The following is a 25,493-nucleotide window of genomic DNA, read 5'->3' on the forward strand; positions in this document are numbered from 1 at the left end:
GCGCCATCGCCGTCAGCCGCAGTCTCCCGCGGCGTCTGCGGAATGAGGAGTTTTCGTCGCTGCGCCACGTCCAGAACGGACACCAAATTGGACTGGCAAGAGGGCAAAAAAGGTTGCATGCTGTAGGGGTCGAAAACGCCCATTGGAGTACCATGAGCACCGCAGATTCCTTGTCTCGAGCAGACGCTTCCGAACCGCCTCCTCGACGATGCCCTGACCTCGATGTCAGGGACCTGGAACAGCGCACACGACTGATGCGCATTGTTACGCGGCTTATCGCCGTATCTGATCTCGGAAGCCGCGAGATCGCACGCCGCGCGGGTCTCCCCATGCAGAAGATCAGTGATCTGCTGTCAGGACGACTGGAACACTTCACCTGCGACGAGCTGCAGGCCATTCGCCGCATCATCGACGATGGCCATCTGTCACTCTCCTGAATGGCCCGTGCTGGACGGCGCCCCGGAAGGCAATTCTGCCAGGGCGCCGCGTCTTGTTGGCGCGAGCCATTGCCCCGCCCTTCCCCTTGATCTTCATGCCATGAGGAATCATCGATGCGCCGTCTGCTAGCGGCTTGTCTGCTATGTGTGTCTGCAAGCGCCCTGGCCGATGGCCAGGCCACCCTGGTCGATGGCAGTGGCGACCCCGAGAGCGCCGTCACCGCACGCTGGATCGGTGATCAACTGCGCCTGGACTTTCCCCGCCACGCGGCCAAGGGCTATCTGCTGTTGAGAGACGGCAAGGGCCACGTGGTCACCAACTTCGGTGGTCAGACGGTGGTGCTGGGCATCCGCGATGTTCAATCCATCGCCGGGCAACTCGGTGGCCAGGACCTGTCCGACCTCGGCAGTTACCAGGCCCAGCAGGTGCTGTCGCTGGAGCCTGTCGGCACGCGGGAAAGCGTCGCCGGCATCGAGGGCGAGGTCTATCGTCTTGACTGGATTACCCAGGAGGGCGATCGCCGAGAGGATGAACTGGTACTCAGCCAGCGACCGGAGGTCATCGAGCTTTTACGGGTCGTCGACCGCTATCAGAGCATTCTGTCGGGGCAACCGGACCCGGTGGCGGCAAGGCTCGAGCAACAGGGGCTCGGACTTCTGCGTTTTGGCGACAAGTTTCAGGTGGCCAGCCTGACGGCGACGTCGCCCGATCCTGCCGTGCTGGCATTGCCGTCCCAGAGTGGCAACGTTGGTGAGCTGTTGCGTTCGGTCATTCAATAGACTTAGGGCCAGGCGCCAACTTTCCCCCTCTCCAGCACTAGATCCACAGCATACCTAGGATGGTGTACTTGATCGCGCACCGCGTGGAATAGGTGTGTGTCAATTGCGTGTAAAACCGCGAAAATGCGATGCAGGAGTCTCCAATCCACGATATATCTTGAAGGTAGCCTTCAAGACATGGTGCGGCCGCACGGCTCGATGTCGTTCCGCAGTGGTCGCACCCATCCAGTGAGAGTTGCCATGAGGCCAATCGACAAGTCCCTGCTGGAACAGATGCACATCAGCGAGGTCGAGATCCAGCGTCGCAAGGAATTCCTGAGCCTCGACGAAGCCGACCTGGCCGATCTGGCAGCGCTCAAACCCCTCATCAACGAGCATATCGAGATCATCGTCGAAGAGTTCTACGAGCGGCAGACCGAGATCGACGAGATCAGCCTGCTGATCGGCGACTCCGAGACCCTGCAGCGACTGCGCTCGGCCCAGCGCCAGTACGTCCTCGACATCTTCACCGGCTACTACGACGCGGAATACGTCAACAGTCGGCTGCGCATCGGTCTGGTGCACAAGCGTATCGGCGTCGAACCCAAGCTGTTTCTGGCCGCCATGCGCACGCTCAAGGAAATCCTGTTTCGCGTCATCGACGAGAACCTCGAGGACGTGCAAGCGACCAAGTCGGCGAAGAACAACCTCGACAAATTGATGTACTTCGATATCACCCTGGTCTTCGATACCTATATCGATACCCTGCTCAACGAGGTCCACAGCGCCAAGCGCCGAATGGAGCTCTACGCTCGCAACCTGGAAGAGAAGACCAAGGAGCTGGCCGCCTACGCAGAAAAGGACGCCCTCACCGGGCTGTTCAACAAGCGAGGCATGAGCGAGGCCCTGAACAGGGAGATCCGCATGGCCGAGCGACGTCACTCGCTGGTCAGCCTGATCTACTGCGATATCGATGACTTCAAGCAGATCAACGATACCCACGGCCACCACAAGGGTGATGAAATCCTTGTCACCTTCGGCCAGATCATGCGTGAAACGGTCCGCAGCAGCGACATCTGCTGCCGCCTCGGGGGGGATGAATTCTGCTGTATCCTGCCAGACTGTGACGCCAAGAGCGCCAAGACCATCGGCAGCAAGATTGAACTGGCCTTCCAGAGCAAGTACCCGAACTTCTCGATCAGCCTGGGCGTCGCCGAGACCGGGGATCGAGACTACCTGCGCGAGGAAGAACTGCTGCGCGCCGCCGACGCCATGATGTATCGCAACAAGGAAGCCAGAAAGCGCAGTGCCGCAGAGGCCGCCTCGAAGACCTCAGCCAGGACGTTGCCAGCCCCCGCCCAGGCAGCAGAGAAGACAACCAGCTCAACGGCCGCCCAGAGTGACGATCACTGACTTCCACTCGCCTGGCTCGGCATTGTCTCGATAAAAATTTAAATTTCTGCTAATAAAGTTGGATCTAAAATAAAAAGCCTCGATCAGGGCATGCGGGAAGCTCGGCAGACGCTCCTGCTTCGACCAGGTCCTGATGGTGGCATGTGCTGGTTGTCGTACGGTCTCGAGGAAAATGCCCCATGTCCTACCATGAAGCCAAGGAACACGCGCCCGGTCGCCTGCATCGGCTATTCAGTTCGCCCTATACCGCCTTCGACAACCAGACCAGCGAGCGACGCCTGCATCTACTGCTGGCCCTCAATCTGCTGGTCTTCGCGCCGATGCGCCAGGGCCGACTGACGTTACGACTGCTCGATGGCTGGGAAAACGGCGACTGCGAACAGCACACCCTGAACTTCCGGGACGCCGACATCCACCGCCCCCATGACCTCATCAACGCCGCACCACACACCCAGTCACGCCCACTGCTCGCCCCGGCCCTGGAAGAGGCGTTGTCCAGCGCCGAGGCCAATGCCATGGGGCTGGATAGCGATATTCGCCTTCACCCGGCGAAGTGGCCGGCCTTCCCCGGCGGACTCTCGCTCTACACACGCTACAAGGTCTGCCATCGCCTCATCTATGGCGAAGACGACAGCTACCGCTCGATTCGCTGCGAGACCCCGGTAGGCCTGCGCGAGATTCACGAGTTCCACCTGGAAGAAGGCGACTTCGCCGTCAGCCTGCCCCACGATGACTCCCCCGCCGACAGCGATGACACCGTGGGCCTGGTCCTTCATGCGGCCCAGCGCTCCGCCCTCACCCACTGGCTTGCCGATCTGGCAGAGCAACCACTGTCGAAGCTGATGGGCTGAGTTCAGGCGTCTCTGGGCACCCTGCCCATCAAATAGAATTCCGGGTTGGGTGGCGTCCCGGTCAAGGTCACCAGGCGGTTGGACAGCCCAAAGAAGGCGCAGATCGCACCGATATCCCAGATATCGTCGCGGCTGAACCCCACCGCCTGCAGACGTTGCTCCCACTCATCGGTCAGCTCGCCCAGATCGATTGCGCAGTGCAGCGCGAAGTCCAGCATGACGCGATGTCGCTCGCTCAAGCCAGAACTGCGATGGTTGACCGCCACCTGGTCGGCGAGCAGAGGATCCTTGCTGTAGATCCTGACCAGCGCTCCATGAGCCACCACGCAGTAGAGGCAGTGGTTGCGGGCGCTGGTGGCGACCACGATCATCTCCTTCTCGGCCTTGGTCAGGCTATCGGACTCACGCTCCATCAGCGCATCGTGATAGGCGAAGAAGGCACGAAACTCCGCCGGCCGATGGGCCAGCATCAAGAAGACATTAGGCACGAAGCCCGCCTTCTCCTGAACCGCCAGGATGCTGTCACGGATATCATCGGGCAGATCGTTCAGTGATTCGGGGACGGGAAAGCGGCTGAGAGATGGGCTGATCGAGGGGCTCATGGGGGCTCCGGGCTGACGTGGGCATGGAAGAAGGGCCAGGCAATACATTGACGTTAACGTAAAGGTCAATTTAGTGCTCTGGTACTTTGATCGAATGCCGGGTCGCCGCTGCCGAAAACGACGATGCCCCCTTGATGGGGGCATCGCAGCCTGCAGCCGGGCCAGGCCCGAGAGCTCGAGTCAGACAGGACGTGGCCGCTGCGTCAGCATGCCTGCTCGGCCCTGGATCAGCCGAGCGAGATGGTGCTGTTGATGCCGCTCGAGACGTTTTCCGGCTCGAACCAGCGCGCGGTCACCGTCTTGGTCTGGGTCCAGAAGCTGATGGCCTGCTTGCCATTGGGGCCAAGGTCACCCAACTTGGAGGCGCGCGAGCCGGTAAAACTGAAGTAGGCCACCGGCACCGGGATCGGCACATTGATGCCCACCTGACCGACATCGATATCGCTCTCGAAGCGACGCGCCACCCAGCCGGAATTGGTGAAGATGGAAGTACCATTGCCGTTGGGGTTGGCGTTGACGAAGGCGATGGCCTCGTCCAGCGTGTCCACCTCGACCACGCACAGCACCGGACCGAACACCTCTTCACGATAGATGCTCATGTCCGCCGTCACGCCGGCGAACAGGGTTGGGCCGACGAAGTTGCCGTCGGGGTAGCCCTCGACCTGGCAGCCACGTCCGTCGACCAGCAGCCGAGCGCCTTCCTGTTCGCCCTTGGCGATCAAGCCTTCGACACGATCCTTGGCCGCCGGTGACACCAGAGGCCCGAGATCCGCCTCGCGGTCGGTGCCCGGCCCCACCTTCATGTTGCGAGCCCCCTCGACGATATCCTCGAGCCACTCCCGGGCCTGGCCGACCAGCACCACCACCGAGTTGGCCATGCAGCGCTGGCCGGCGGCGCCGAAGGCCGACCCCAGCAGGTTGTTGATGGCCTGAGAGCGGTTGGCGTCAGGCATCACCACACAGTGGTTCTTGGCACCCATCATGGCTTGAGCGCGCTTGCCGGACTCGCTGGCACGGCGATAAAGCTGGGTGCCGACATGGGTGGACCCGATAAACGACATGGCCTTGATATCCGGGTGCTCGCACAGGTGATTGGCGACATCAGGGCCGCCATGCACCACGTTGAGCACACCGGCGGGGACACCGGCCTCGAGCGCCAGTTCCACCAGGCGCAGGGTGGAGCTCGGGTCCTGTTCGGAGGGCTTCAGCACGAAGGTGTTGCCGGTGGCAATGGCCAGCGGGAACATGAAGCAGGGCAACATGATGGGGAAGTTGAAGGCGGTGATGCCGGCACCTACCCCCAGCGGCTGGTTGAGGGTGTAGACGTCCACCTCGTTGGCGGCGTTCTCGGCCAGCTCCCCCAGTTGCAGCGAGGTGATCGAGCAGGCGTGTTCGACCACCTCGAGACCACGACCGACTTCACCTTCGGCGTCGGGCAGGGTCTTGCCGTGCTCCTCGGTGATCAGGGCGGCAAGCTCCGGGGTATGCTCGCGAATCAGCGCCTGCAGCTTGAGCATGATGCGCATGCGCTTGGCCAGCGGCACCTTGCGCCAGGTGGCAAAGGCCTGATGGGCGCTGGCAACGGCCTGGTCGACCTCCTCCAGGGTACAGAACGGCACCCGCGCGACCACTTCCTGGGTCGCCGGATTGATCACATCGCGCCATTCGCTGGACTGCGAGGGGACGGCCTGGCCATCGATGATCATGGGAATTTCGCGGACTGACATGGGCGTGCTCCGGCTGTTGTCGTTGTGCATGAGCGTGGCGTCGTATGAGATGGACTGGGCGTACTGCCATGCCAGCAGCCGCCTTGATCGCTGTGGCGGTGTGCACCACGGCACGGCTATCCATGCTGTCCAGTCTAGACACAGGTAGGATGGCCAAACAACGGCCAGCCAGGCACATTGCTTGTGCACTGATGCACAACCACAAACACATCGAAGTCCACGACGTCGTCGCTCAGCGGAGGTGATTTTTGCTCGATTGGCAGGACCTTCAGGTCTTTCTCGAGGTGGCCAGGCATGCCCGCCTGTCCGACGCCGCCCGACGGCTGGGCGTTGACCACTCGACCCTGTCGCGGCGAACCCGCCGCTTCGAACAGCGACTCAACACCCAGTTGTTCGAACGCAGCACCCATGGCTACCGCCTGACTCCCGCCGGCGAACGTCTGAAGAGCCACGCGGAACAGATGGCCCGACACGCCGACGAGGCCGCCGACAGTCTGACCGATCAGAACCTGCGCCTGGAGGGCCAGATCCGACTTGGCGTGACCGAAGGCTTCGGGACCTGGGTGGTGGCCCCGCTGCTCAGCGCCTTCTGCCGGCGTCATCCCGGCCTCACCCTGGACCTGCTGGCGCTGCCTCGCGTGGTCAATCTCAGCCGCCATGAGGCAGACCTGGCGATCACCATCGAACGACCGGGCAACCCCGGCCTGGTCACCTCGCGACTGTGCGACTACCGGCTCAAGCTCTACGCGGCGAGGCACTACGTCGAGCGCCACGGGGCACCGCAGCAGCTTGCCCAGCTGGGCACACATCCGCTGATCGGCTACGTGGACGACCTGTTGTTCAGCGAGCAGCTCAACTACCTGGATCCGTTGCTGTCGCCGCAGGTGCAACAGGCGCAGCAGACCCACTTTGCGCTTCGCAGCACCAGCGTGACGACCCAGATGATGGCCACCGAGAGCGGCGCAGGCCTGGGCATTCTGCCGTGCTTCATGACGGCGGGACGAGACGGGCTGATGCCGCTGCTGGAGGATGAAGTATCGGTGGTGCGTCAGTTCTGGATCACCGCCCGGCAGGAGCAGCGCCAGCTTGCCCGGGTGCGTCTGCTGTGGGACTTCCTGCGCGAGGCGCTGGCAATGAATCAGGATTTTCTGATGGGCCGCCATGACCGGCTGGTGCTGCCGGACGACGTCGAATGAACACCGGCTGGCTGCCACCAGGGCCGGCGCCAGCATAGGACTGGGCCCCCGCTGGCGGTGGTGTCGCAAGCCCCAGAACCACGACACCCCGCCTGGGCGGGGTGTCGTCGATGCGCAAGCAACCGCGTCAGGATTCGACCTTGGGTGGCTCGACCTCGAGCTTCTGGGCCGCGATCACCGCCTGGGTGCGCGAGTGCACGCCCAGCTTTCTGAGAATGGCGGTCACGTGGGCCTTGATGGTGGCCTCGGAGACGTTCAGCTCGTAGGCGATCTGCTTGTTGAGCAGGCCTTCGGTCAACATGTTGAGTACGCGGAACTGCTGAGGCGTCAGCGAGGCGATGGCCTCGGCAAAGCGCGCCTCTTCCTCGTTGGCCTCACCCAGGGCGTCGGCCATCTCTTCCGGCAGCCACACTTCGCCGTCGAGGATCTCGCCCACCGCCTCGGCGATCAACGCCAGCGACGAGGACTTGGGAATGAACCCCGAGGCACCGTAGTCGATGGCGCGGCGCACGACGTGCACTTCATCGCTGCCGGATACCACCGCCACCGGCACATCCGGGGTCTGACCACGCAGCTGGATCAGCCCGGAGAAGCCGTGGGCTCCAGGCATGTGCAGATCGAGCAGGATCAGGTCCGCGTCGGGGTGGCGAATGACCACGTCCGAGGTGGCCTCCATGGTGTCGGCCTCGATGATTTCGGCCTGGGGCGCGAGCTGGCGAAGCGCCTGCGTCAGGGCGGCACGGAACAGCGGATGATCATCGGCTACGATGAATTTCTGGGCAAAGGCCATGGACTCTCCTCCGGATTCCGATGCAGCGTGTCAGGCCTGGACGCCGCAACGCAAGACGCTTGTTTGCACAGCATGTTACCCCATGGTTGCCGGCTTTCCCAAGCGCCCTGACGCAAGCATCCTCAACGGCTACCCGTGGTGCCGACTCTGCGGCCTCCGTCACTATGCAAAAACGGGCCGGCGCCGGAAGTTTCCGGCAGCCGGCCCGCGGGACCTGCTGTTACGCCATGAGCCTTACTTGGCGGCGCGGTGCTCGATCAGATCCTCGACCACCGAAGGATCGGCCAGGGTACTGGTGTCGCCGAGGCCATCACACTCATTGGCGGCAATCTTGCGCAGAATCCGGCGCATGATCTTGCCCGAGCGGGTCTTGGGCAGTCCCGGTGCCCACTGGATATGATCCGGCGAGGCGATCGGGCCGATGTCCTTGCGCACCCACTGGGTCAGTTCCTTCTTGAGCTCGTCGGTGGGTTCGGCCTCGTCGTTGAGGGTCACGTAGATATAGATACCCTGCCCCTTGATGTCATGGGGGAAGCCCACCACGGCGGCCTCGGCCACCGCTGAGTGTGCCACCAGCGAGGACTCGATCTCGGCGGTGCCCATGCGGTGACCGGACACGTTGAGGACGTCGTCCACCCGGCCGGTGATCCAGTAGTAGCCGTCCTCGTCACGGCGACAGCCGTCACCGGTGAAGTAAGTCCCCTCGTAGGTGGAGAAGTAGGTCTGGATGAAGCGCTCGTGATTGTTCCAGATGGAGCGCGCCTGTCCCGGCCAGGAATCGAGGATGACCAGGTTGCCGTCGGTGGCGCCCTCGAGGCGCTTGCCTTCGTTGTCCACCAGCGCCGGCTGCACACCGAAGAACGGCAGGGTCGCGGAGCCCGGCTTCTGGTCGATGGCACCGGGCAACGGGGTGATCATGATGCCGCCGGTCTCGGTCTGCCACCAGGTATCGACGATCGGGCATTTGCTGTTGCCGATCACCCGGTAGAACCACTCCCAGGCCTCGGGGTTGATCGGCTCGCCCACCGAGCCAAGCAGGCGCAGGCTATCCCGAGAGCTGGAGTCCATCACCTTGTCGCCGTGGGCCATCAGGGCGCGCACTGCGGTGGGGGCGGTGTAGAGGATACTGACCTTGTGCTTGTCGACGATCTCACCCATCCGCCCGTGGGTCGGATAGCTCGGCACCCCCTCGAACATCAGGGTCACCGCACCGTTGGCCAGGGGCCCATAGACGATGTAGCTGTGGCCGGTGACCCAGCCCACGTCCGCGGTGCACCAGTAGACCTCGTCCTCGTGATAGTCGAACACGTACTGGTGGGTGAGGCTGGCGTAGGTCAGGTAGCCACCGGTGGTGTGCTTGAGCCCCTTGGGGGTGCCGGTGGAGCCGGAGGTATACAGGATGAACAGCGGATCCTCGGCGCCCATCTCTTCGGCGGGGCAGTCGGTGTCCTGGTCGGCCACGGCGTCGTGGTACCAGACGTCACGTCCCTCGTGCCATTCGATGTCACCGCCGGTACGCTTGACCACCAGCACCTTCTCGGCCACGTCGGTGCCATCACGGGTCAGTGCAGCGTCGACGTTGTCCTTCAGCGGTACCTGCTTGCCACCGCGTACGGACTGGTCGGCGGTGATGATGACCCGTGAGGCAGCGTCCTTGACCCGCTGTGCCAGGGCGTCGGGAGAAAAGCCGCCGAACACCACCGAGTGCACCGCACCGATACGGGCGCAGGCCAGCATGGCCATGGCGGCTTCCGGGATCATCGGCATGTACAGGGTCACGGTGTCACCCTTGCCGATCCCCATGGACTTCAGGGCGTTGGCCAGCTGGCAGGTACGCTCGTACAGCTCGCGGTAGGTGATCACCGAAGATTCGTTCGGATCGTCCCCTTCCCAGATGATCGCCGGCTTGTCGCCACGCTTGTCGAGGTGTCGATCCAGGCAGTTGGCCGCCACGTTGAGGGTGCCATCCTCGAACCAGCGGATATCGACATTGTCGCTGGCGAAGGATACCGACTTGATGGTCTGCGGTGGCTTGATCCAGTCAAGGCGTGCGGCCTGCTCCTTCCAGAAGCCCTCGGGATCTTCCACCGACTGCCGGTAGAGCTTGTCGTAGGTGGCCTTGTCGGCCCAGGCGGTCTTGGCAAACGCATCGGAAACCGGATAGACGTGCTGATGATCGCTCATGGTGCTCTGTCCTTGGATACCCATCGAAGTGAAGAGCCAGCCGCCTGAATAAGAGAGACCGACCGGCGCGAATAACCTGACAGCCAGCATAACGTCGCCAGGCCAGGGTTTCCCCTTAGACATTGGTATGACTATTTTTTTATTTTATAACAAGAGGTTAAGCGCAAATTTCAGCACTTCTTCCCAACCAGGCACAGTCGGCCGCGACAGTGCCGGCAGCGATACTCCTGACCGGCCTGGGCGTTGGCGTGACGCCGTGCCGAGAATCCGTGCTCGCGACAGGCGCAGCGATAGCGATACGGGACAGGGCTCGAGCGGGCGGTATCGAAGCGATGGGTGACCCGGGGGGCCAAGCCGAACAGCCTGAGCATGACGGTCTGCCACTCCCTGCCATGGGGGCGAAAGGTAGGCCCATCTTCCAGGTGCCAGACCAGCCAGTGGGCCACCTCGTGGGGCACCACCTCGGTGAAGAAGGCGTGGCGGTTCTCTTCCAACAACTGGCCATTGAAGCGCAGTCCGCCGCGACCGAAGTGGGCCTGCCCTGCGCCCTTGCCGCGCAGATCGCACCACACCTTCGGCTCCGGCAGCCCAGGATGATAGTCAAGACACAGCGCCACCGCCTCCACGACTCTTGCCATCAGCGCCTGGCGCAGGGCGGCGACGTCGAGTGACTGAAGCCAGGCGTCGTCGACGTCGGGCAACACCGGGGTGGGAGAGTCACCGCGAGCGCGCGGGCGAATTGATGGCCGGGTCGAGGTCATGACGCAGTCAGAGTAGGTAAAGGAGTGCTAGAATGCCGCCTCGAACGGGGACGGTAAAGACCACCGTCCAGTCATCCCCTCGCCAAGTGAGCGCCCCATGTCCGACGCCGAAACGCCGCTCCCCCTCCCCTTGCTCGAAGACGACGCTCTGGACCTGCTCGATGACTTTCTCGAGGAGCGCGCCGGTCCCGATGCGCTGGACCTGATCGGCGCCCACGGCTTCCTGGTCGCGCTGGCGGTGGCGCCGCGGGATGTCGAGGCTGCCGCCTGGGTCGCGGAGCTGTTTCACGGCACCCCCGAGTTCGAAAGCGACCAGGAAAGGGAGATCATCCTGGGCCTGCTCGAGCAGCTCAGGACCAACGCTATCGGCGTGCTGGAAGGCGGCGGTCTTCCCGAACTGCCCTTCGAGCTGACGCTGGACGGCATGGCGTCGGAAGAGACGCCCATCGGCGACTGGTGTGCCGGCTTCATGGAAGGCGTCTTCCTCGACGAGGCCGCCTGGTTCGAGGGCGATGAAGAAACCGTGGCCACACTGCTGTTGCCCTTCATGGCGCTGTCGGGACTGTTCGCCGACGAGCCCGACATGGCCGATCTGGCCGGGGAAGGCGAGCGACTCGAGCGCCTGGTCGGTCAGTTGCCGGAACTGGTGCTGGATCTGTACCTGCACTTCCGGGTACCGCCGGACACCCCCAAGCCCAAGCCCCGCGGCAAGGCGCCAGCCGGCGGCAGGGGTGGCAAGGCAGGCCACAAGGGTCATGGCAACAAGGGGCAAGGCAACAAGGGGCAAGGCAACAAGAGCAAGAGCGGCCAGGGCAGACCCCAGGCCAAAGGCCCCAAAGGCAAGCGATAGCGAATAACAGGCCAAGCGATAGCGCGTCACAGGCCAGGCGCTGGTCAGCACCGGAGCAAGCGATAGCCGGCGCCTCAGCGCAAGCGGGTCAGCCAGCCATCAAGGGTGCCGTACAGCCAGGTCCTGATCCTGGCCCACCAGGAGCGGCGCGCCCAGCTTTCCCGGGTGATCTCCCGACTCGCCGCGAAATTGCGCTCGAACAGCGCCGCGACCTCGTCGGCCAGGACGGCGTCCTCGACCTCCTGATTGGCCTCGAGGTTCCACTGCAAGCTCCAGTGGTCGAAGTTGCAGGAACCCAGGCTGACCCAGTCATCGGCGACCACAAACTTGGCGTGGATGAAGCTGGGCTGGAACTCGTAGATGCGCACACCCGCCCGCAGCAACCGAGTGTAGAAACGCTGCCCGGCGTAGCGGATGCCGGGATGGTCGTGGTCCCGCCCCGGCAGCAGCAGGCGCACGTCGCGGCCCTTGCGCGCCGCACGCTGCAGCCTGAGCCTCAGCCCCAGGGTGGGCACAAAGTAGGGCGTACACAGCCACAGGCGCCGTTCGGCGCGGGCGATTCGCTCCTGCAGTGAGTGGCGAATGGCCTGAAAGCGGTACCCCCGCCCCCAGATCACCCGTGCCCTGACTCCAGGGTCATGGCGCCTCTCGCCACTCGGCGACGGCAGCGCCGGCGCCTGCGGGGCGCCTCTGGTCAGCGGCGAGTTCCACACCTGGGCAAACAGCGCCACCCAGTCGGCCACCACCGGGCCCTCGACACGCACGGCCACCTCGAACCAGGCCGCCAGGAACTCATCGACGGCGCCAAAGCCCCCGGTAAAGGCCAGTCGCTGATCCACCACCACCAGCTTGCGATGATCACGACTGACGTTGCGTCCCAGCGAGTGCCAGCCCAGCGGGTTGAAGTCCCGCAACCACACGCCGGATGCGACCAGGCGTTCTCTATCCTGGCCTGAAAGCCCCATGGCGCCGAAACCGTCCAACAGTAGATAGACGGCGACGCCGCGCTGCGATGCGGCCACCAGCGCCTCGATGACTCGGTCGGCCAGTTCGCCGGACTCCATCAGATAAAGTTCGATCAGCACGCTTTGACGGGCCTCGGCCACCGCCTCGAACAGCGCCGGCAGGAAGCGATCGGCCTCCGGCAATAGATCGACGCGATTATGCTGTCGCCACGCGGTGGTCATGCTGCACGTCTCCCTGGCGGTGTCATATCAACCGGATATCAAGCAGATCATGGCGCCACCCTACCCGATCGTTATACTGACGGCACGACATGGATGGCCCGCAGACGGTCCTCGCCTACTGCCCCGAACAACGGAATTGCTATGCCTGGCATGCTTCGCGCACCGCTGCGCCGACTCATCGAACTGTGGACCGAGGTTCGGCTGGCGGAACCGACGCCGGATAAACTGGCGCTGGATCCGCAGCTGCCGACGCTCTATGTGCTACCGCGCCCCTCGCTGAGCGACGCCCTGCTGCTGGACAGCTACTGCCAACGTCATGGCCTGCCCCCGGCGCGTGGCCGGTTGGCGCTGCCCGACAGCAACCTGCCGCGCTGCGTGGCGCTGCCGGCACGCCGGTTCCGGCTGTGGCCGGGCCAAGCCACCGGTGTCGCGCCCTTCACCGAGCTGATCACCAGCGACACCCGGATACAGCTGGTGCCCGTCAGTGTGTTCTGGGGGCGAGCCCCGGGCAAGGACTTCGGCCTCTGGCATCTGCTGGCAGCGGACAGCTGGCGCCTGACCGGACGACTGCGGCGAGCGCTGTCGGTGCTGGTCAACGGCCGCGACGTGGAAATCCAGTTCGGCGCCCCGCTGCACCTCGAAGAACTGCATGACGGTGACGCCCCACGCACCAACCGCAAGGCGGCAAGGCTGTTGCGGGTACACTTTCGCCGGGTGCGTACGCGGGTGCTGGGGCCGGACCTGTCGCACCGCAGCACGATGATTCAGGGAGTGGTGGCAAGCGACGAGGTGCGTCGGGAGATCGACCAACTGGCAGAGAAGGCCAGCTCACACAAACGACTCAAGCGACGCGCCAGACGCTATGGCCACGAGATCGCGGCCAACATGACCTATCCGGTGCTGCGCTTTCTGGCCGGCGCCTTGAAGCGCCTGTGGAACCGGCTCTACGACGGCGTCGACGTCAATGGTCTGGAAGAGGTCAAGGCCCTGGCCGAGGATCACACCCTGATCTACGTGCCCTGCCACCGCAGCCATATCGACTACCTGCTGCTGTCCTACGTGCTCTACCGCGAAGGCTTGATGCCACCCCACATCGCCGCAGGACGCAACCTTGACATGCCGTTGATCGGCCCTTTGCTGAGACGTGGTGGCGCCTTCTTCCTGCGTCGCAGCTTTCGCGACAACCGCCTCTACGGCGCGGTGTTCAACGAATATCTGCACCGCCTGCTGGCCCGGGGCTATCCGATGGAGTACTTCATCGAAGGCGGTCGTTCCCGCAGCGGTCGCATGCTCACGCCTCGTCCCGGCATGCTGGCGATGACTCTGCGGTCCTTCCTGCGCTGCCAGCGGGTCGACGAGCGGCCGATGGTCTTTGTTCCGGTCTATATCGGCTACGAGCGTATTCTCGAGAACTCCAGCTACCAGCGCGAACTGGGCGGTGGCAAGAAGCGCAAGGAGTCCCCGCTGGATCTGCTGCGGGTGCTCGGACGTCTGCGCGAGCCCTACGGCCGGGTATCGGTCAATATCGGCGAGCCGCTGCCCATCGGGGGCTTTCTCGATAGCCACGCCCCCGGCTGGCGAGACGACGAGTCGCCGCGCCCCGACTGGCTGGCACCGACGGTCACCACGCTTGGCAGATCCCTGACCCGGCGCATCAACCGGGTGGCGGCGCTGAATGCCATCAACCTGACAGGCCTAGCGCTACTCTCGTCGCCGCACCGCGCCCTGGAGTACGCCACCCTGACCGACCAGCTCGCCCTGCTCTGTCGCCTGGCCGACAGCCCCGCCTGCGGCGAAAGACCCAGTCTGCCCGACGAGTCTCCGGAAGCCTGCATCGCCAGGGCGGTGGACCTGGACATGGTCGAGCGCCACGCCCATAGCCTTGGTGACATCGTTAGCGCCACGCCCGAGCAAGCGGCACTGCTGGCCTGGTATCGCAACAACGTGCTGCACCTGTTCGCCCTGCCGGCGCTGGTCGCCTTCGCCTTTCGCAGCCGCCACCAACGCAGCCTCCACGAACTCTGCGACCTGTTGACGCCGCTTTGGCCACCGCTGGCCCGGGATTTCTGTGTCGATGAAAGCGCGGACATGAAGGAACGCCTCGCGGCCATTCTTGCCGTCCAGGTGGACCTGGGGCTGCTGGAGCGCCATGGCGAAGGCTTTACGCCGGTGGAAAGCCTAGAAGGCCGAGAACGCCTCGAACTGATCGGCCGCATGATCCAGCCATCGCTGGAGCGCAACGCCCTGCTGATCGAGGTGCTGCTGCGATCCGGATCGGGGGCACTGGACCGGGCCACCCTGAAGGAGCGCTCGCGTGCGCTGTCGGAGCGCCTTGGACTCCTCAGCGGTCGCGAGGCACCGGAGTTCTTCGACCCCAAGCTGTTCGAGACCCTGATCGATACCCTGGAACAGGAAGGCTGGGTGTGGCTCGAGCAGGACCGGCTGCACTTCGACGAGTGCCTCAAGCGCGCGGCCCAGCGGGCCTCACGCCTGCTCGACGCCTCGCTGCGACGGCGACTGGCGTTGATCAGCCGTCACCGCGAGGAGGCCGCCGAGGCTCCCTCGGAGGTCAGCGCTCAGCCTTGAGCGAGCGGTGCACGTAGATGTCGTAGCGGCTGGTCTTCTCCTCGAGTCGATGCCTCGGCTCGGGGCCTGCTATGGGAGGCGCCTTGCGCGGACGCTTGACCACCACGCGGTGGCTGGCGACGTCCAGCGCCGCTTCCAATAGCCGCGGTGCATCGTCATCGTCCCCCGCCAACTCGCGAAACAGCCGCATCTCCTTCTTGACCAGGGCCGACTTGTCGCGGTGGGGGAACATCGGGTCCAGGTGGATCACTTCCGGGGCTACCCCGGCCGCTGCCACGATGTCGCCAAGCTCACGACTGCTGTCGCCATGGGCAAGGTGCATGTGCGCCGCCGCTTCCTGAGTGTCGCTATCCTCCCGGGCACGCCGGAGTCCGTCATCCAGCAGGGCCGCAATCGCGGCTACCCGCTCGATCAGCAGCACCTCGGCGCCCAGGCTCGCCAGCACGAAGGCGTCACGGCCTAGACCCGCGGTGGCATCGATGATGCTCGGGGTGACGCCCTTGGCAAGACCACAGGCCCGAGCCACCAGTTGACCGCGCCCGCCGCCGAAACGCCGTCGGTGGCCGGCTCGCCCACCGACGAAGTCCACCCACAGCGGCTTGCCATAGCGGGCCTCGTCACCGACCAGCACCAGCCGACCCTGGTCATCCCATTCCAGCGCCAGCGCCGCCTCGGGATCGCTGTCCATAACGAAAGGCAGCGCCATGTCAGGGCTCAGGCGAACACTCACGAACGCGCCTTTCGCTCGGCCTTCTTCCAGGCCACCTGATCGCGCAGATAGACGGGCTGGGCGTCATGGGGGCGCTGGGCATCGCCTGCGACAAAGACCTCGACGGCCAGCCGCACCATGTCCTCGGCGGCAGGGTCGGCATCGGTCACGGTCAGGTTGAGGCTGGCCTGGATCTCGGCGGGCATCTGATCCCACAGCGCCCAGCCAGACCCCAGTCCCACCCAATCATGGTCTTCATGCTCGCGGGGCAGCACCAGCCGTTCGGGCGGCAGCACCGCTTCGTCCATCAGTGCCAACGGCCGCCCATCCTCGACCCGCCAGGCACCGACGTAGATTTCGCCCATGCGGGCGTCCAGCGCGGTGACCATGTAGCGATAGCGATGGCGCAGGTGGCCGCCCAGCGCCAGTGCCTCCAGCGTCGATACACCGACCAGCGGGCGGTCCAGTCCGTAGGCCAGCCCCTGGGCCACACCCGCGGCAATCCTCAAGCCTGTGAAGGAGCCTGGTCCGCGCCCGTAGGCCACGGCGTCCAGTTCGCTGGCCGCCACCCCGGCCTCGGCCAGCACTTCGTCGACCATCGGCAACAGACGGCGGGTATGCTCTCGCGGGGTCTGCGCAAAACGCGCTATCACCTCGTCCGGGCTACCCTCCTGGCGACGCAGCAGGGCCGCGGAGCAGGCGCTCGAGGAGGCATCGAGGGCCACAATCAAGGTCATGTCAGGCTCATCCTGGTAGTGAATCCGGCACATTATAAACGACTCACGGCCCGCCTTGGGGCGAGCCGTGAGTCGAATGCAGCAAGCGTGGTGCGGTAGATCAGCCTTCGAGGGCCTCGCGCACCTGACGGGTGATGTCATCGACACTCCCCACGCCTTCCACGCGATGATAGCGCGGGGCATCCTCAGGCGCCTGCTGGGCCCATTGCTGGTAGTAGCCCACCAGCGGCTCGGTCTGCTCGTGGTAGACCGACAGACGATTGCGAACGGTATTCTCGCGATCATCATCACGCTGAACCAGCGCCTCGCCGGTCACATCATCCTTGCCGTCTTCCTTGGGCGGATTGTGGTCGACGTGGTAGACGCGGCCGGACGCCGGGTGGACCCGACGACCCGCCAAACGATTGACGATTTCCTCGTCGGCCACGGCGATCTCGAGCACGTGATCGATCTTGACGCCACCTTCCTTCATGGCATCGGCCTGGGGAATGGTGCGCGGGAAGCCGTCAAACAGGAAACCGTTGGCGCAGTCAGGCTGGGTGATGCGTTCCTTGACCAGGGCGATGATGATGTCATCGGAGACCAGGCCACCGGTGGTCATGATTTCCTTCACCTTGAGGCCCAGTTCACTGCCTTCCTTGACCGCTGCACGCAGCATGTCACCAGTGGAAATCTGTGGGATATCGTAGCGCTCACAGATGAATTGGGCCTGGGTGCCCTTGCCGGCACCCGGGGCACCCAAGAGGATCAAGCGCATCGTTGGAACTCCTTCGAGAAAGCGAAAAGTCGGGGTGAAGAATGGGTTAAGCGAACAATACCCGTGCCGTCTTGGCGACACAACCTGAGGTTACTCGCAACTCACCGAAAACCTGCAGAAAAAGCGTTTAACATCAAGCTGCTGGCATCTAGATTGCACTTTGGTCAGGAGTCATAGAAGCGTCACGATTCGCCCGGCCTGGCACATCCACATGGCACGCTGTCAGAGCTGACGGCAGGACGAGAAACGGCGCCTTGCGGCGCCGTTCTGTTCTCGCATTCGGCCTGAATTACAGCAGAAGGCGACGCACGTCGGTCAACAACTGTCCCAGCAACGCGGTGAAGCGCGCGGCATCGGCGCCGTTGACGGCACGGTGGTCATAGGACAGCGACAGCGGCATCATCAGTCGCGGCTGGAAGTCCGCGCCATTCCACACCGGCTTCATCGACGCCTTGGAAACCCCGAGGATCGCCACCTCCGGCGGGTTCACGATGGGCGTGAAGGCGGTCCCGCCGATGGAGCCCAGGCTCGAGATGGTGAAGCAACCACCGGTCATCTCGTCACGCTTGAGCTTCTTCGACTGAGCCTTCTTGGCCAGCTCCACCGACTCCTTGGCCAGGTCGATCAGCGACTTCTTGTCGGCATCGCGGATCACCGGCACCATCAGGCCATCGGGCGTGTCCACGGCAATACCGATGTGCACGTACTTCTTCTGCACCACGGTCTCGCCGTCGGCCTTGAGGCTGACGTTAAACTGCGGGTACTTGTTCAAGGCATAGGCGCACGCCTTGATCAGGAACGGCAGCGGAGTCAGCTTGGCGCCCTGGGCTTCCGCCTCGGCCTTCATCGACTTGCGGAAGGCCTCGAGCTCGGTGATGTCCGCCTCGTCGAACTGCGTGACGTGGGGAATATTGACCCAGCTGCGATGCAGATTGTTGGCGCCCATCTTCATCAGGCGGCCCATCTGCTTCTCTTCGATCTCGCCGAACTGGCTGAAGTCCTGATCCGGGATCGGCGGAATGCCAGAGCCCCCGGCAGCAGGTGCCGCAGCGGCGTCGCTCTTGCCCTTGCCCTGGTTGGCCATGGCCTGCTTGACGTAGTTCTGCACGTCTTCCTTGAGCACTCGGTCCTTGGGACCGGAGGGCTTCACCAAGGCCAGGTCGACACCCAGTTCGCGGGCCAGCATGCGCACCGCAGGGCCGGCGTGGACGCTCTTGGCATCACGCGGCTTGTCGGCCACCGCAGAGCCCTGACCGGACGCCGCCTGCTGCTTGGGCGCGTCCTTCTTCGGGGCATCCTTTTTCGGGGCGTCCTTCTTGGGAGCGTCCTTCTTCGGCGCCTTCTTCTTGGGCGCCGCGCCGGCGACCTCGATGTAGCCGATCAGGTCACCCTCGGAGACACTGTCGCCTTCCTTCACCGACAGCTCCACCACCTTGCCCTTGAACGGACTCGGCACGTCCATGGAGGCCTTGTCGGACTCCAGGGTGATCAGGGCGTCCTCGACGTCCACCTCGTCACCTTCGCTGACGGCCATCTCGATGATCGGCACGTCGCTGGAACCGGACAGGTCGGGGACACGAACCTCCTGACGACCACCTTCGGCGGCCTCGTCGTCGGAATCGTCCTCTTCCTGCTCTTCCGACGCGCTTTCGGCGGACTCGGCTGCACTATCATCGGCAGACTCATCGGCCGACTCATCGGCAGAGTCGTCATCGCCATCATCGCCTTCACCGGCGACTTCCATGGAGCCGATGACGTCACCTTCGGAGACGGTATCCCCTTCCTTGACGTTCAGGCTGACCAACTTGCCGGCGTGGGGGCTCGGCACGTCCATGGAGGCCTTGTCGGACTCCAGGGTGATCAGGGTGTCTTCCTCGCCGACCTCGTCGCCTTCGGACACCGCCACCTCGATGATCTCGACGTCGCTGGAGCCACCCAGGTCCGGCACCTTGATCTCGACGGTCTTGCTGCCACCGCCGCTCTTCTTCTTCGGTGCCGGCTTGTCGTCGGACTTGGGCGCTTCCTGCTCGTCGCCGCCGGAATCGGCCTGCGACTCTTCAGCCGAATCGGCGTCGGCGTCAGCATCCTCGTCGGCGTCGCCACCACCTTCGGCCTCGATCTCGACGATGTCATCGCCTTCCGAGACGGTGTCGCCTTCCTTGACCAGAACCTTGAGGACCTTGCCGCCCTTGGGCGCCGGCACGTCCATGCTGGCCTTGTCGGATTCCAGGGTAATCAGGGTGTCTTCCGGCTCGATCACGTCACCTTCGGACACCGCGACTTCGATGATTTCCACATCGGTGTCACCACCGATATCGGGCACTTTGATGATTTCGCTACTCAAGGTCGCGCTCCTTCAAACTCTTGACGGAGGCGGGCCACCGGCCCGCCATGCCACCGGACAGTCCAACCGATGCCTTACACCTCGAGCGGGTTGGGCTTATTCGGGTCGATGTCGTACTTCTTGAGTGCCTCGGCCACGACCTTGCGGTCGATCTCGTCACGATCGGCCAACGCCTTGAGCGCCGCCACGGTGACGTAGTAGCGGTCGACCTCGAAGAACCGGCGAAGCGCTTCGCGGGTGTCGGAGCGACCATAGCCGTCGGTGCCCAGTACATGATAGTCGGTCGGCACCCAGGCGCGGACCTGGTCGGCGTACAGCTTCATGTAGTCGGTCGAGGCGATCGCCGGTCCCTTGCGCCCTTCCAGACACTTGGTGACGTGAGGCTTCTCGGGGTCGGCATCCGGGTTGATGAAGGCCTGACGATCCAGCCCCAGGGCCTCGCGGCGCAGCTCATTGAAGCTGGTCACGCTCCAGATGTCGGAGCCCACACCCCACTCTTCGGCCAGTATCTCGGCGGCAGCCTCGACCTCGCGCAGGATGGTACCGGAGCCCAGCAGCTGGACGTGGCCCTTCTTGCCCTTGGTCTCGCGCAGCAGGTACATGCCCTTGATGATGTCCTCGGCGGGAATCTCCTCGAGCTCGGGGTGCTCGTAGTTCTCGTTCATCAGGGTCAGGTAGTAGAAGCAGTTTTCCTTGTCGGAGAACATCCGCTTCAGACCATCCTGCACGATGACCGCGACTTCGTGCCCGTAGGTCGGGTCATAGGTGCGGCAGTTCGGGATCATCGCTGCCTGCAGCAGGCTGTGACCGTCCTGGTGCTGGAGACCCTCGCCGTTGAGCGTGGTACGACCGGCGGTACCACCGCACAGGAAGCCGCGAGCCTGCATGTCACCGGCGGCCCAGGCCAGATCACCGATCCGCTGGAAGCCGAACATCGAGTAGTAGATGTAGAACGGCAGCAGAGTGGTGTTGTTGTTCGAGTACGAGGTGGCCGCGGCAATCCAGGCAGACATGGCGCCGGCCTCGGTGATGCCTTCCTCGAGGATCTGACCCTTCTGATCCTCGCGGTAGAACATGATCTGGCCCTTGTCGACCGGCTCGTACTTCTGGCCTTCGGAGGTGTAGATACCGAGCTGACGGAACATGCCCTCCATACCGAAGGTGCGCGCCTCGTCGGGGATGATCGGGACCACCCGCTTGCCGATCTTCTTGTCCTTGACCAGGCCATTGAGGATCCGCACGAAGGCCATGGTGGTGGACACTTCGCGGCCCTTGGAGCCGCCGGTCTGGGAGGCGAAGGTCTTGTCATCGAGGCCGGGAATCTCGAGCGCCTCGAAGTCATTGCGACGGCTCGGCAGATAGCCGCCCAGCTGTTCGCGCTGATAGTGCATGTACTTCATTTCGGGCGAATCGTCGTCCGGCTTGTAGTACGGCACTTCCTTGAGCTGGTCGTCGGAGATCGGGATGCCGAAGCGATCACGGAAGCGCTTGAGCGCCTCGTACTCCATGGTCTTGACCTGGTGCGCCTCGTTGGCCGCCTCGCCGTCGCCGCCACCCATGCCGTAGCCCTTGACGGTATGCGCCAGGATCACGGTGGGGCGACCATTGGGTTTGGTGGTCGCCTCGTGGTACGCCGCGTAGACCTTGAACGGATCGTGGCCACCGCGATTGAGCTTCCAGATGTCCTCGTCGGACATGTCCTTGACCAGGTCGGCGGTCTCCGGGTACTTGCCGAAGAAGTGCTCACGGGTGTAGGCACCGCCGTTGGCCTTGTAGTTCTGGTAGTCGCCGTCGACCGCCTCGTCCATGCGCTTCTGCAGCATGCCCTTCTTGTCCTTCTCGAAGAGCGGGTCCCAGTGACGACCCCAGACGACCTTGAGCACGTTCCAGCCGGCACCGCGGAAGACACCCTCGAGCTCGTCGATGATGCGGGAGTTGCCGCGCACCGGGCCATCGAGACGCTGCAGGTTGCAGTTGATAACAAAGATCAGATTGTCGAGCTTCTCGCGGCTGGCCAGGTGGATGGCGCCGAGAGATTCCGGCTCGTCACACTCACCGTCGCCCATGAAGCACCAGATCTTGCGATCCTGCATGTCGTGCAGCTCGCGGGAGTGCAGGTACTTCATGACGTGGGCCTGGTAGATCGCCTGGATCGGGCCCAGACCCATGGAAACCGTCGGGAACTGCCAGAACTCCGGCATCAGCCACGGGTGCGGGTAGGATGACAGGCCGTTGCCATCGACTTCCTGGCGGTAGCTGTCCATCTGCTCTTCGGTCAGCCGGCCCTCGAGGTAGGCGCGGGCGTAGATGCCCGGTGCCACGTGACCCTGGATGTAGATCAGGTCGCCTTCGAAGTCGCCGTTGGGGGCACGGAAGAAATGGTTGAAGCCCACGTCGTAGAGAGTCGCGGAGGACATGAAGCTGGCGATGTGGCCACCCAGTCCCGGCTTCGCCTTGTTGTTGCGAATGACCTGAGCGATGGCGTTGTAGCGGATCACCGAGCGAATACGACGCTCCATGAACAGATCGCCAGGCATCGGGGCCTCGCAGTGCACCGGAATGGTGTTGCGATGCGGGGTGGTGACCGAGAAGGGCACCTGCATGCCGTCCTGGCGATAACGGTCGGCGAGCCGCGTCATCAGGTACCGGGCACGATCCTCGCCCTCACGATCCAGAACAGACTCCAGGGAATCCAACCATTCCTGGGTTTCGACCGGATCGAGATCTTCTCTTGAACCAAGACTCATAGAACGTCTCTCCGAATGACGATGGGGGTCCATTGCCCCACGATCGAGGCCAATGAGCGAGCGGGATAGAGGGGGTGATTCCCCGCCCGCCTCGCAGCGTCAGGCATGTAGTAATATTACTAGAATGTCCGTGCCAAACGAGCACGATTGGGCAAGAAGATACCTCAAACGCCCTGCACTGCCAATTGAAGCAGCTATGGAAATATTTTTCAATTACCTCATATTGCACTGCAACACAATGGCTTAACCCAAAGGGGGTATGACTTAAGCGCCTCAAGTCAGCCACTTGTAAACAAACTACCGTTTGACCTGAAGGTGATGGCTCGCGCTATGCCGAAACGATGCATCGCATCTTCATCTAGCGGTGCTGCAAACAGCGCCGCAGGTACGCCCAGTCGAAGGAGGGGCCGGGATCGGTCTTTCGCAGGGGAGCGATTCGCGCGTGACTGGTCAGTCGTTGGGGGGTGATCTCGGGGTAGACGTCAAACAGCGCGTGCAGCACCTGGGCCAGGGCACGGTACTGGGCGTCTCGATAGGGCGACACCTCGTCCCCTTCGAGCTCGATCCCGATCGAGAAGTCGTTGAGCTCGCGGCGCAGGCAATGGCCATCGAACCAGCTGGAGCGTCCCGCGTGCCAGGCCCTCGCCTCGAAGGGCGCAAACTGAACACACTCTCCGTCGCGACGGATCAACAGATGCGCCGAGACCTTGAGTCCGGCGATACTCGCGAAGTAAGGGTGGGCCTCGGGATCCAGACGGTTGGTGAACAGTTCCTCGATGTGCTCGCCGCCGAATTGACCCGGCGGCAGACTGATGGAATGCACCACTACCGCCGATATTTCTCGTTCGGGTCGTTCATTGACGTTGGGCGAAGGCACTCGCCTGGCCCCGTCGAGCCACCCGTCGTGACACTGCATGCTGGTGTCTCCATTGTCTGAATATGGGATCGTCACCTCGCCCACTGACGTCGAGGTGCTAGTGCCCCTATAATGTCGGCTCCACGCGCCGCAATACAGAGATACCCATGCACTTTCAGGACGCCCTTGCCGAAGACATCCGCAACAGTGCCGCTCGCCTGCTGGCCGAGGACGTCGGTCCGGTGGACATCACCGCCCAACTGATTCCCGAAAAGCATCTGGGCAAGGCCCGCGTCATCAGCCGCGAGCCGGCGATACTCTGCGGCGTGGCCTGGGTCGACGAACTGTTCCGCCGCCTCGATCCCCGGGTCGCTCTGACCTGGCACGCCGCGGACGGCGATCGACTGACGCCAAACGAGCCCTTTCTCGAACTGGCCGGCCCCGCACGCAGCCTGCTGACCGGCGAGCGCGCGGCTCTCAACCTGCTGCAGACGCTGTCGGCCACCGCCACGCGCACCCGCCACTACGTCGACCTGCTCGAGGGCACCGGTGTGCGGCTGCTCGACACCCGCAAGACGTTGCCAGGTCTGCGTATCGCCCAGAAGTACGCGGTGGCCTGTGGCGGTGGCTGCAACCATCGGATCGGCCTCTACGACGCCTTCCTGATCAAGGAAAACCATATCTCGGCCTGCGGCGGCATCGCCGGCGCCGTGAAGGAGGCCCGCAGCATCGCGCGTGACCTGACGGTGGAGGTGGAAGTCGAGACCTTCGAGGAACTGGATCAGGCGCTGGCCGCCGGCGCCGACGTGATCATGCTCGACAACTTCTCACTGGATGACATGCGAGAAGCGGTGCGCCGCGTCGCAGGCCAGGCGACGCTGGAGGCGTCCGGCAATGTCGACGAGACGACGCTGAAAGCCATCGCCCAGACAGGTGTCGACTGCATCTCGAGCGGTGCACTGACCAAGGACGTGAAAGCCATCGACCTGTCCATGCGCATGGTCGAGGAAGGCCCGGCAGGCTGACGCCCTGCCCGTTTCGAGAAGCGATCCCCCGGCCTGGACCCTGGCCCATACCTGGGGGCTATTCTTGAAGGGCACTCTCGGGGGCACTCCTGGAGATTACTCTCAGGGGGCTCTCCAGCGGGGGGGCTCTCCAGCGTCCAGCGGGGCCAGCGTCCAGCGGGGGGCATTCCAACGTCCAGCGGAGGTCACTCCAACGGCTTGCTCATGCATAGCCGTGGCAGCAGCTCTCCGGCGCGCTCGACCCACTCTTCACCGTGGGATTCCCAGCCAGCGTCGAGCAGTGGCTCTGCCAGCATCAGGCTGGCTTCGATGATCATCCGCCGGGCGCCGGCGTTTCTCAGGCGCTCCTCGGCAAGCGACAGCAAGCGGCCGCCGATGCCCTGGCCGGTCAGCGAGGGCCACACATAGAGCGTCTCGACGCGCGCGCGACCGGGGTCCAACTCGACAAAGCCGACGCAGCGACCGTCACACTCGGCCACCAGGGTAGTAAACAATGCCTGACGAGCACGCCAGGCGGAACCGTCCCTGGGCAGCGCCGAAGCCCAGGCCTGACGCTGGGCCAGGCTGTAGTGGCGACTGGCCCCCATCATGACGGCGTGATAGAACACTTCGGCCTGATCCGAGCCATCCTTGGCGAGGGCCTCACGATAGTGAATACGGGAACGTCGCTCGACCGGCATGGCTTGCGACATTCTGGGTTCGGACATGTAGGGAACTCCTGCAGGACTGGAGACGGATAATCCGGCGCGTCGAGGTTCGCCAAGCCTAATCAGATAACGGGCGCGATCCAACACTCCTGACCACCCTGATGCCCGGCGACGCTGTTTCATGCCCAACTGGAGCTTTGTCATGTCACGATACCTGCAAGCACGTTGCTGGAGCCATTCAGGTCAACCCTGACCCACTTCCTGCGTCATCAGAGTTTCGACATCAGAGCATCGACGTAACAGCATCCACATCAACGCCTCGACATCA

General features: G+C 63.7%; 21 protein-coding genes. 8 read left to right on the forward strand and 13 right to left on the reverse strand.

Going from position 1 to position 25,493, the window contains the following annotated elements; translation table 11 throughout:
* The first annotated feature begins 152 nt into the window (after window positions 1-152).
* The 4 genes from NFG58_RS16720 to NFG58_RS16735 all read left to right on the forward strand — a co-directional run bounded on the left by NFG58_RS16720 (window position 153) and on the right by NFG58_RS16735 (window position 3,460).
* A complete protein-coding gene (locus NFG58_RS16720) occupies window positions 153-437 on the forward strand; it encodes an XRE family transcriptional regulator (RefSeq protein WP_071211119.1) in 285 nt (94 codons plus the stop codon).
* 114 nt (window positions 438-551) lie between these two features.
* The gene (locus tag NFG58_RS16725) at window positions 552-1,217 is read left to right on the forward strand and encodes a hypothetical protein (RefSeq protein WP_348827014.1); all 666 of its coding nucleotides are present in this window, start codon (window positions 552-554) and stop codon (window positions 1,215-1,217) included.
* 240 nt (window positions 1,218-1,457) lie between these two features.
* On the forward strand, window positions 1,458-2,609 hold the full coding sequence (locus NFG58_RS16730) for a diguanylate cyclase (protein ID WP_181248598.1): 1,152 nt from the start codon (window positions 1,458-1,460) through the stop codon (window positions 2,607-2,609).
* 179 nt (window positions 2,610-2,788) lie between these two features.
* The gene (locus tag NFG58_RS16735) at window positions 2,789-3,460 is read left to right on the forward strand and encodes a hypothetical protein (RefSeq protein WP_306168907.1); all 672 of its coding nucleotides are present in this window, start codon (window positions 2,789-2,791) and stop codon (window positions 3,458-3,460) included.
* 2 nt (window positions 3,461-3,462) lie between these two features.
* Here the strand turns inward: NFG58_RS16735 and NFG58_RS16740 are convergent, their stop codons facing one another.
* Entirely contained in the window at window positions 3,463-4,050 is a 588-nt protein-coding gene (locus NFG58_RS16740) for a peroxidase-related enzyme (RefSeq protein WP_222516136.1), read from the reverse strand.
* A 239-nt stretch (window positions 4,051-4,289) separates the two neighbouring features.
* Window positions 4,290-5,789 carry a CoA-acylating methylmalonate-semialdehyde dehydrogenase gene (locus tag NFG58_RS16745; protein WP_348827015.1) on the reverse strand — a complete coding sequence of 500 codons (1,500 nt, stop codon included), beginning with the start codon at window positions 5,787-5,789 and terminating at the stop codon, window positions 4,290-4,292.
* 248 nt (window positions 5,790-6,037) lie between these two features.
* Between NFG58_RS16745 and NFG58_RS16750 the strand changes: the two genes are divergently transcribed.
* Window positions 6,038-6,985, forward strand: a complete 948-nt coding sequence (locus tag NFG58_RS16750) for a LysR family transcriptional regulator (protein ID WP_108448215.1) — start codon at window positions 6,038-6,040, stop codon at window positions 6,983-6,985.
* A gap of 127 nt (window positions 6,986-7,112) precedes the next feature.
* Here NFG58_RS16750 and NFG58_RS16755 read toward each other — a convergent pair whose 3' ends face one another.
* The 3 genes from NFG58_RS16755 to NFG58_RS16765 all read right to left on the reverse strand — a co-directional run bounded on the left by NFG58_RS16755 (window position 7,113) and on the right by NFG58_RS16765 (window position 10,720).
* Window positions 7,113-7,775, reverse strand: a complete 663-nt coding sequence (locus NFG58_RS16755; RefSeq protein WP_045992823.1) for a response regulator transcription factor — start codon at window positions 7,773-7,775, stop codon at window positions 7,113-7,115.
* Between the two features lie 234 nt (window positions 7,776-8,009).
* Window positions 8,010-9,959: an acetate--CoA ligase gene (gene acs / locus NFG58_RS16760; protein WP_222516005.1), complete on the reverse strand. Its 1,950-nt coding sequence runs from the start codon at window positions 9,957-9,959 to the stop codon at window positions 8,010-8,012.
* Window positions 9,960-10,129: 170 nt separating this feature from the next.
* Window positions 10,130-10,720 carry a SprT-like domain-containing protein gene (locus tag NFG58_RS16765; protein WP_348827016.1) on the reverse strand — a complete coding sequence of 197 codons (591 nt, stop codon included), beginning with the start codon at window positions 10,718-10,720 and terminating at the stop codon, window positions 10,130-10,132.
* Between the two features lie 97 nt (window positions 10,721-10,817).
* Between NFG58_RS16765 and NFG58_RS16770 the strand changes: the two genes are divergently transcribed.
* Window positions 10,818-11,570 carry a YecA family protein gene (locus NFG58_RS16770; protein ID WP_108132384.1) on the forward strand — a complete coding sequence of 251 codons (753 nt, stop codon included), beginning with the start codon at window positions 10,818-10,820 and terminating at the stop codon, window positions 11,568-11,570.
* Between the two features lie 74 nt (window positions 11,571-11,644).
* Here the strand turns inward: NFG58_RS16770 and NFG58_RS16775 are convergent, their stop codons facing one another.
* Complete coding sequence (locus tag NFG58_RS16775) at window positions 11,645-12,757, reverse strand: phospholipase D-like domain-containing protein (RefSeq protein ID WP_348827017.1); 1,113 nt, start codon at window positions 12,755-12,757, stop codon at window positions 11,645-11,647.
* Between the two features lie 141 nt (window positions 12,758-12,898).
* Between NFG58_RS16775 and plsB the strand changes: the two genes are divergently transcribed.
* Entirely contained in the window at window positions 12,899-15,343 is a 2,445-nt protein-coding gene (plsB, locus tag NFG58_RS16780) for a glycerol-3-phosphate 1-O-acyltransferase PlsB (RefSeq protein ID WP_348827018.1), read from the forward strand.
* Here the strand turns inward: plsB and NFG58_RS16785 are convergent.
* The 6 genes from NFG58_RS16785 to ampD form a co-directional block, all read right to left on the reverse strand.
* The gene (locus NFG58_RS16785) at window positions 15,327-16,031 is read right to left on the reverse strand and encodes a class I SAM-dependent methyltransferase (RefSeq protein ID WP_306168922.1); all 705 of its coding nucleotides are present in this window, start codon (window positions 16,029-16,031) and stop codon (window positions 15,327-15,329) included. The genes plsB and NFG58_RS16785 overlap by 17 nt on opposite strands.
* 38 nt (window positions 16,032-16,069) lie before the next feature.
* Entirely contained in the window at window positions 16,070-16,789 is a 720-nt protein-coding gene (gene tsaB, locus NFG58_RS16790) for a tRNA (adenosine(37)-N6)-threonylcarbamoyltransferase complex dimerization subunit type 1 TsaB (protein ID WP_306168901.1), read from the reverse strand.
* 100 nt (window positions 16,790-16,889) lie between these two features.
* Window positions 16,890-17,546, reverse strand: coding sequence for an adenylate kinase (adk, locus tag NFG58_RS16795; protein WP_222516010.1), 657 nt, complete (start codon window positions 17,544-17,546; stop codon window positions 16,890-16,892).
* 289 nt (window positions 17,547-17,835) lie between these two features.
* Window positions 17,836-19,890, reverse strand: a complete 2,055-nt coding sequence (aceF, locus tag NFG58_RS16800; protein WP_108448209.1) for a pyruvate dehydrogenase complex dihydrolipoyllysine-residue acetyltransferase — start codon at window positions 19,888-19,890, stop codon at window positions 17,836-17,838.
* A gap of 74 nt (window positions 19,891-19,964) precedes the next feature.
* The gene (aceE, locus tag NFG58_RS16805; protein WP_045992830.1) at window positions 19,965-22,637 is read right to left on the reverse strand and encodes a pyruvate dehydrogenase (acetyl-transferring), homodimeric type; all 2,673 of its coding nucleotides are present in this window, start codon (window positions 22,635-22,637) and stop codon (window positions 19,965-19,967) included.
* A 358-nt stretch (window positions 22,638-22,995) separates the two neighbouring features.
* Window positions 22,996-23,553 carry a 1,6-anhydro-N-acetylmuramyl-L-alanine amidase AmpD gene (gene ampD / locus NFG58_RS16810; RefSeq protein ID WP_222516011.1) on the reverse strand — a complete coding sequence of 186 codons (558 nt, stop codon included), beginning with the start codon at window positions 23,551-23,553 and terminating at the stop codon, window positions 22,996-22,998.
* Window positions 23,554-23,660: 107 nt separating this feature from the next.
* Here ampD and nadC point away from each other — a divergent pair, with 107 nt between their 5' ends.
* On the forward strand, window positions 23,661-24,518 hold the full coding sequence (gene nadC, locus NFG58_RS16815) for a carboxylating nicotinate-nucleotide diphosphorylase (protein ID WP_222516012.1): 858 nt from the start codon (window positions 23,661-23,663) through the stop codon (window positions 24,516-24,518).
* A gap of 185 nt (window positions 24,519-24,703) precedes the next feature.
* Here nadC and NFG58_RS16820 read toward each other — a convergent pair whose 3' ends face one another.
* Window positions 24,704-25,225 (reverse strand): GNAT family N-acetyltransferase, encoded by a 522-nt coding sequence (locus tag NFG58_RS16820; protein ID WP_045992833.1) that lies wholly within the window; start codon window positions 25,223-25,225, stop codon window positions 24,704-24,706.
* Between the last annotated feature and the right edge of the window lie 268 nt (window positions 25,226-25,493).

The organism is Halomonas sp. RT37 (genome assembly GCF_040070525.1).
Lineage (GTDB): Bacteria > Pseudomonadota > Gammaproteobacteria > Pseudomonadales > Halomonadaceae > Halomonas > Halomonas litopenaei.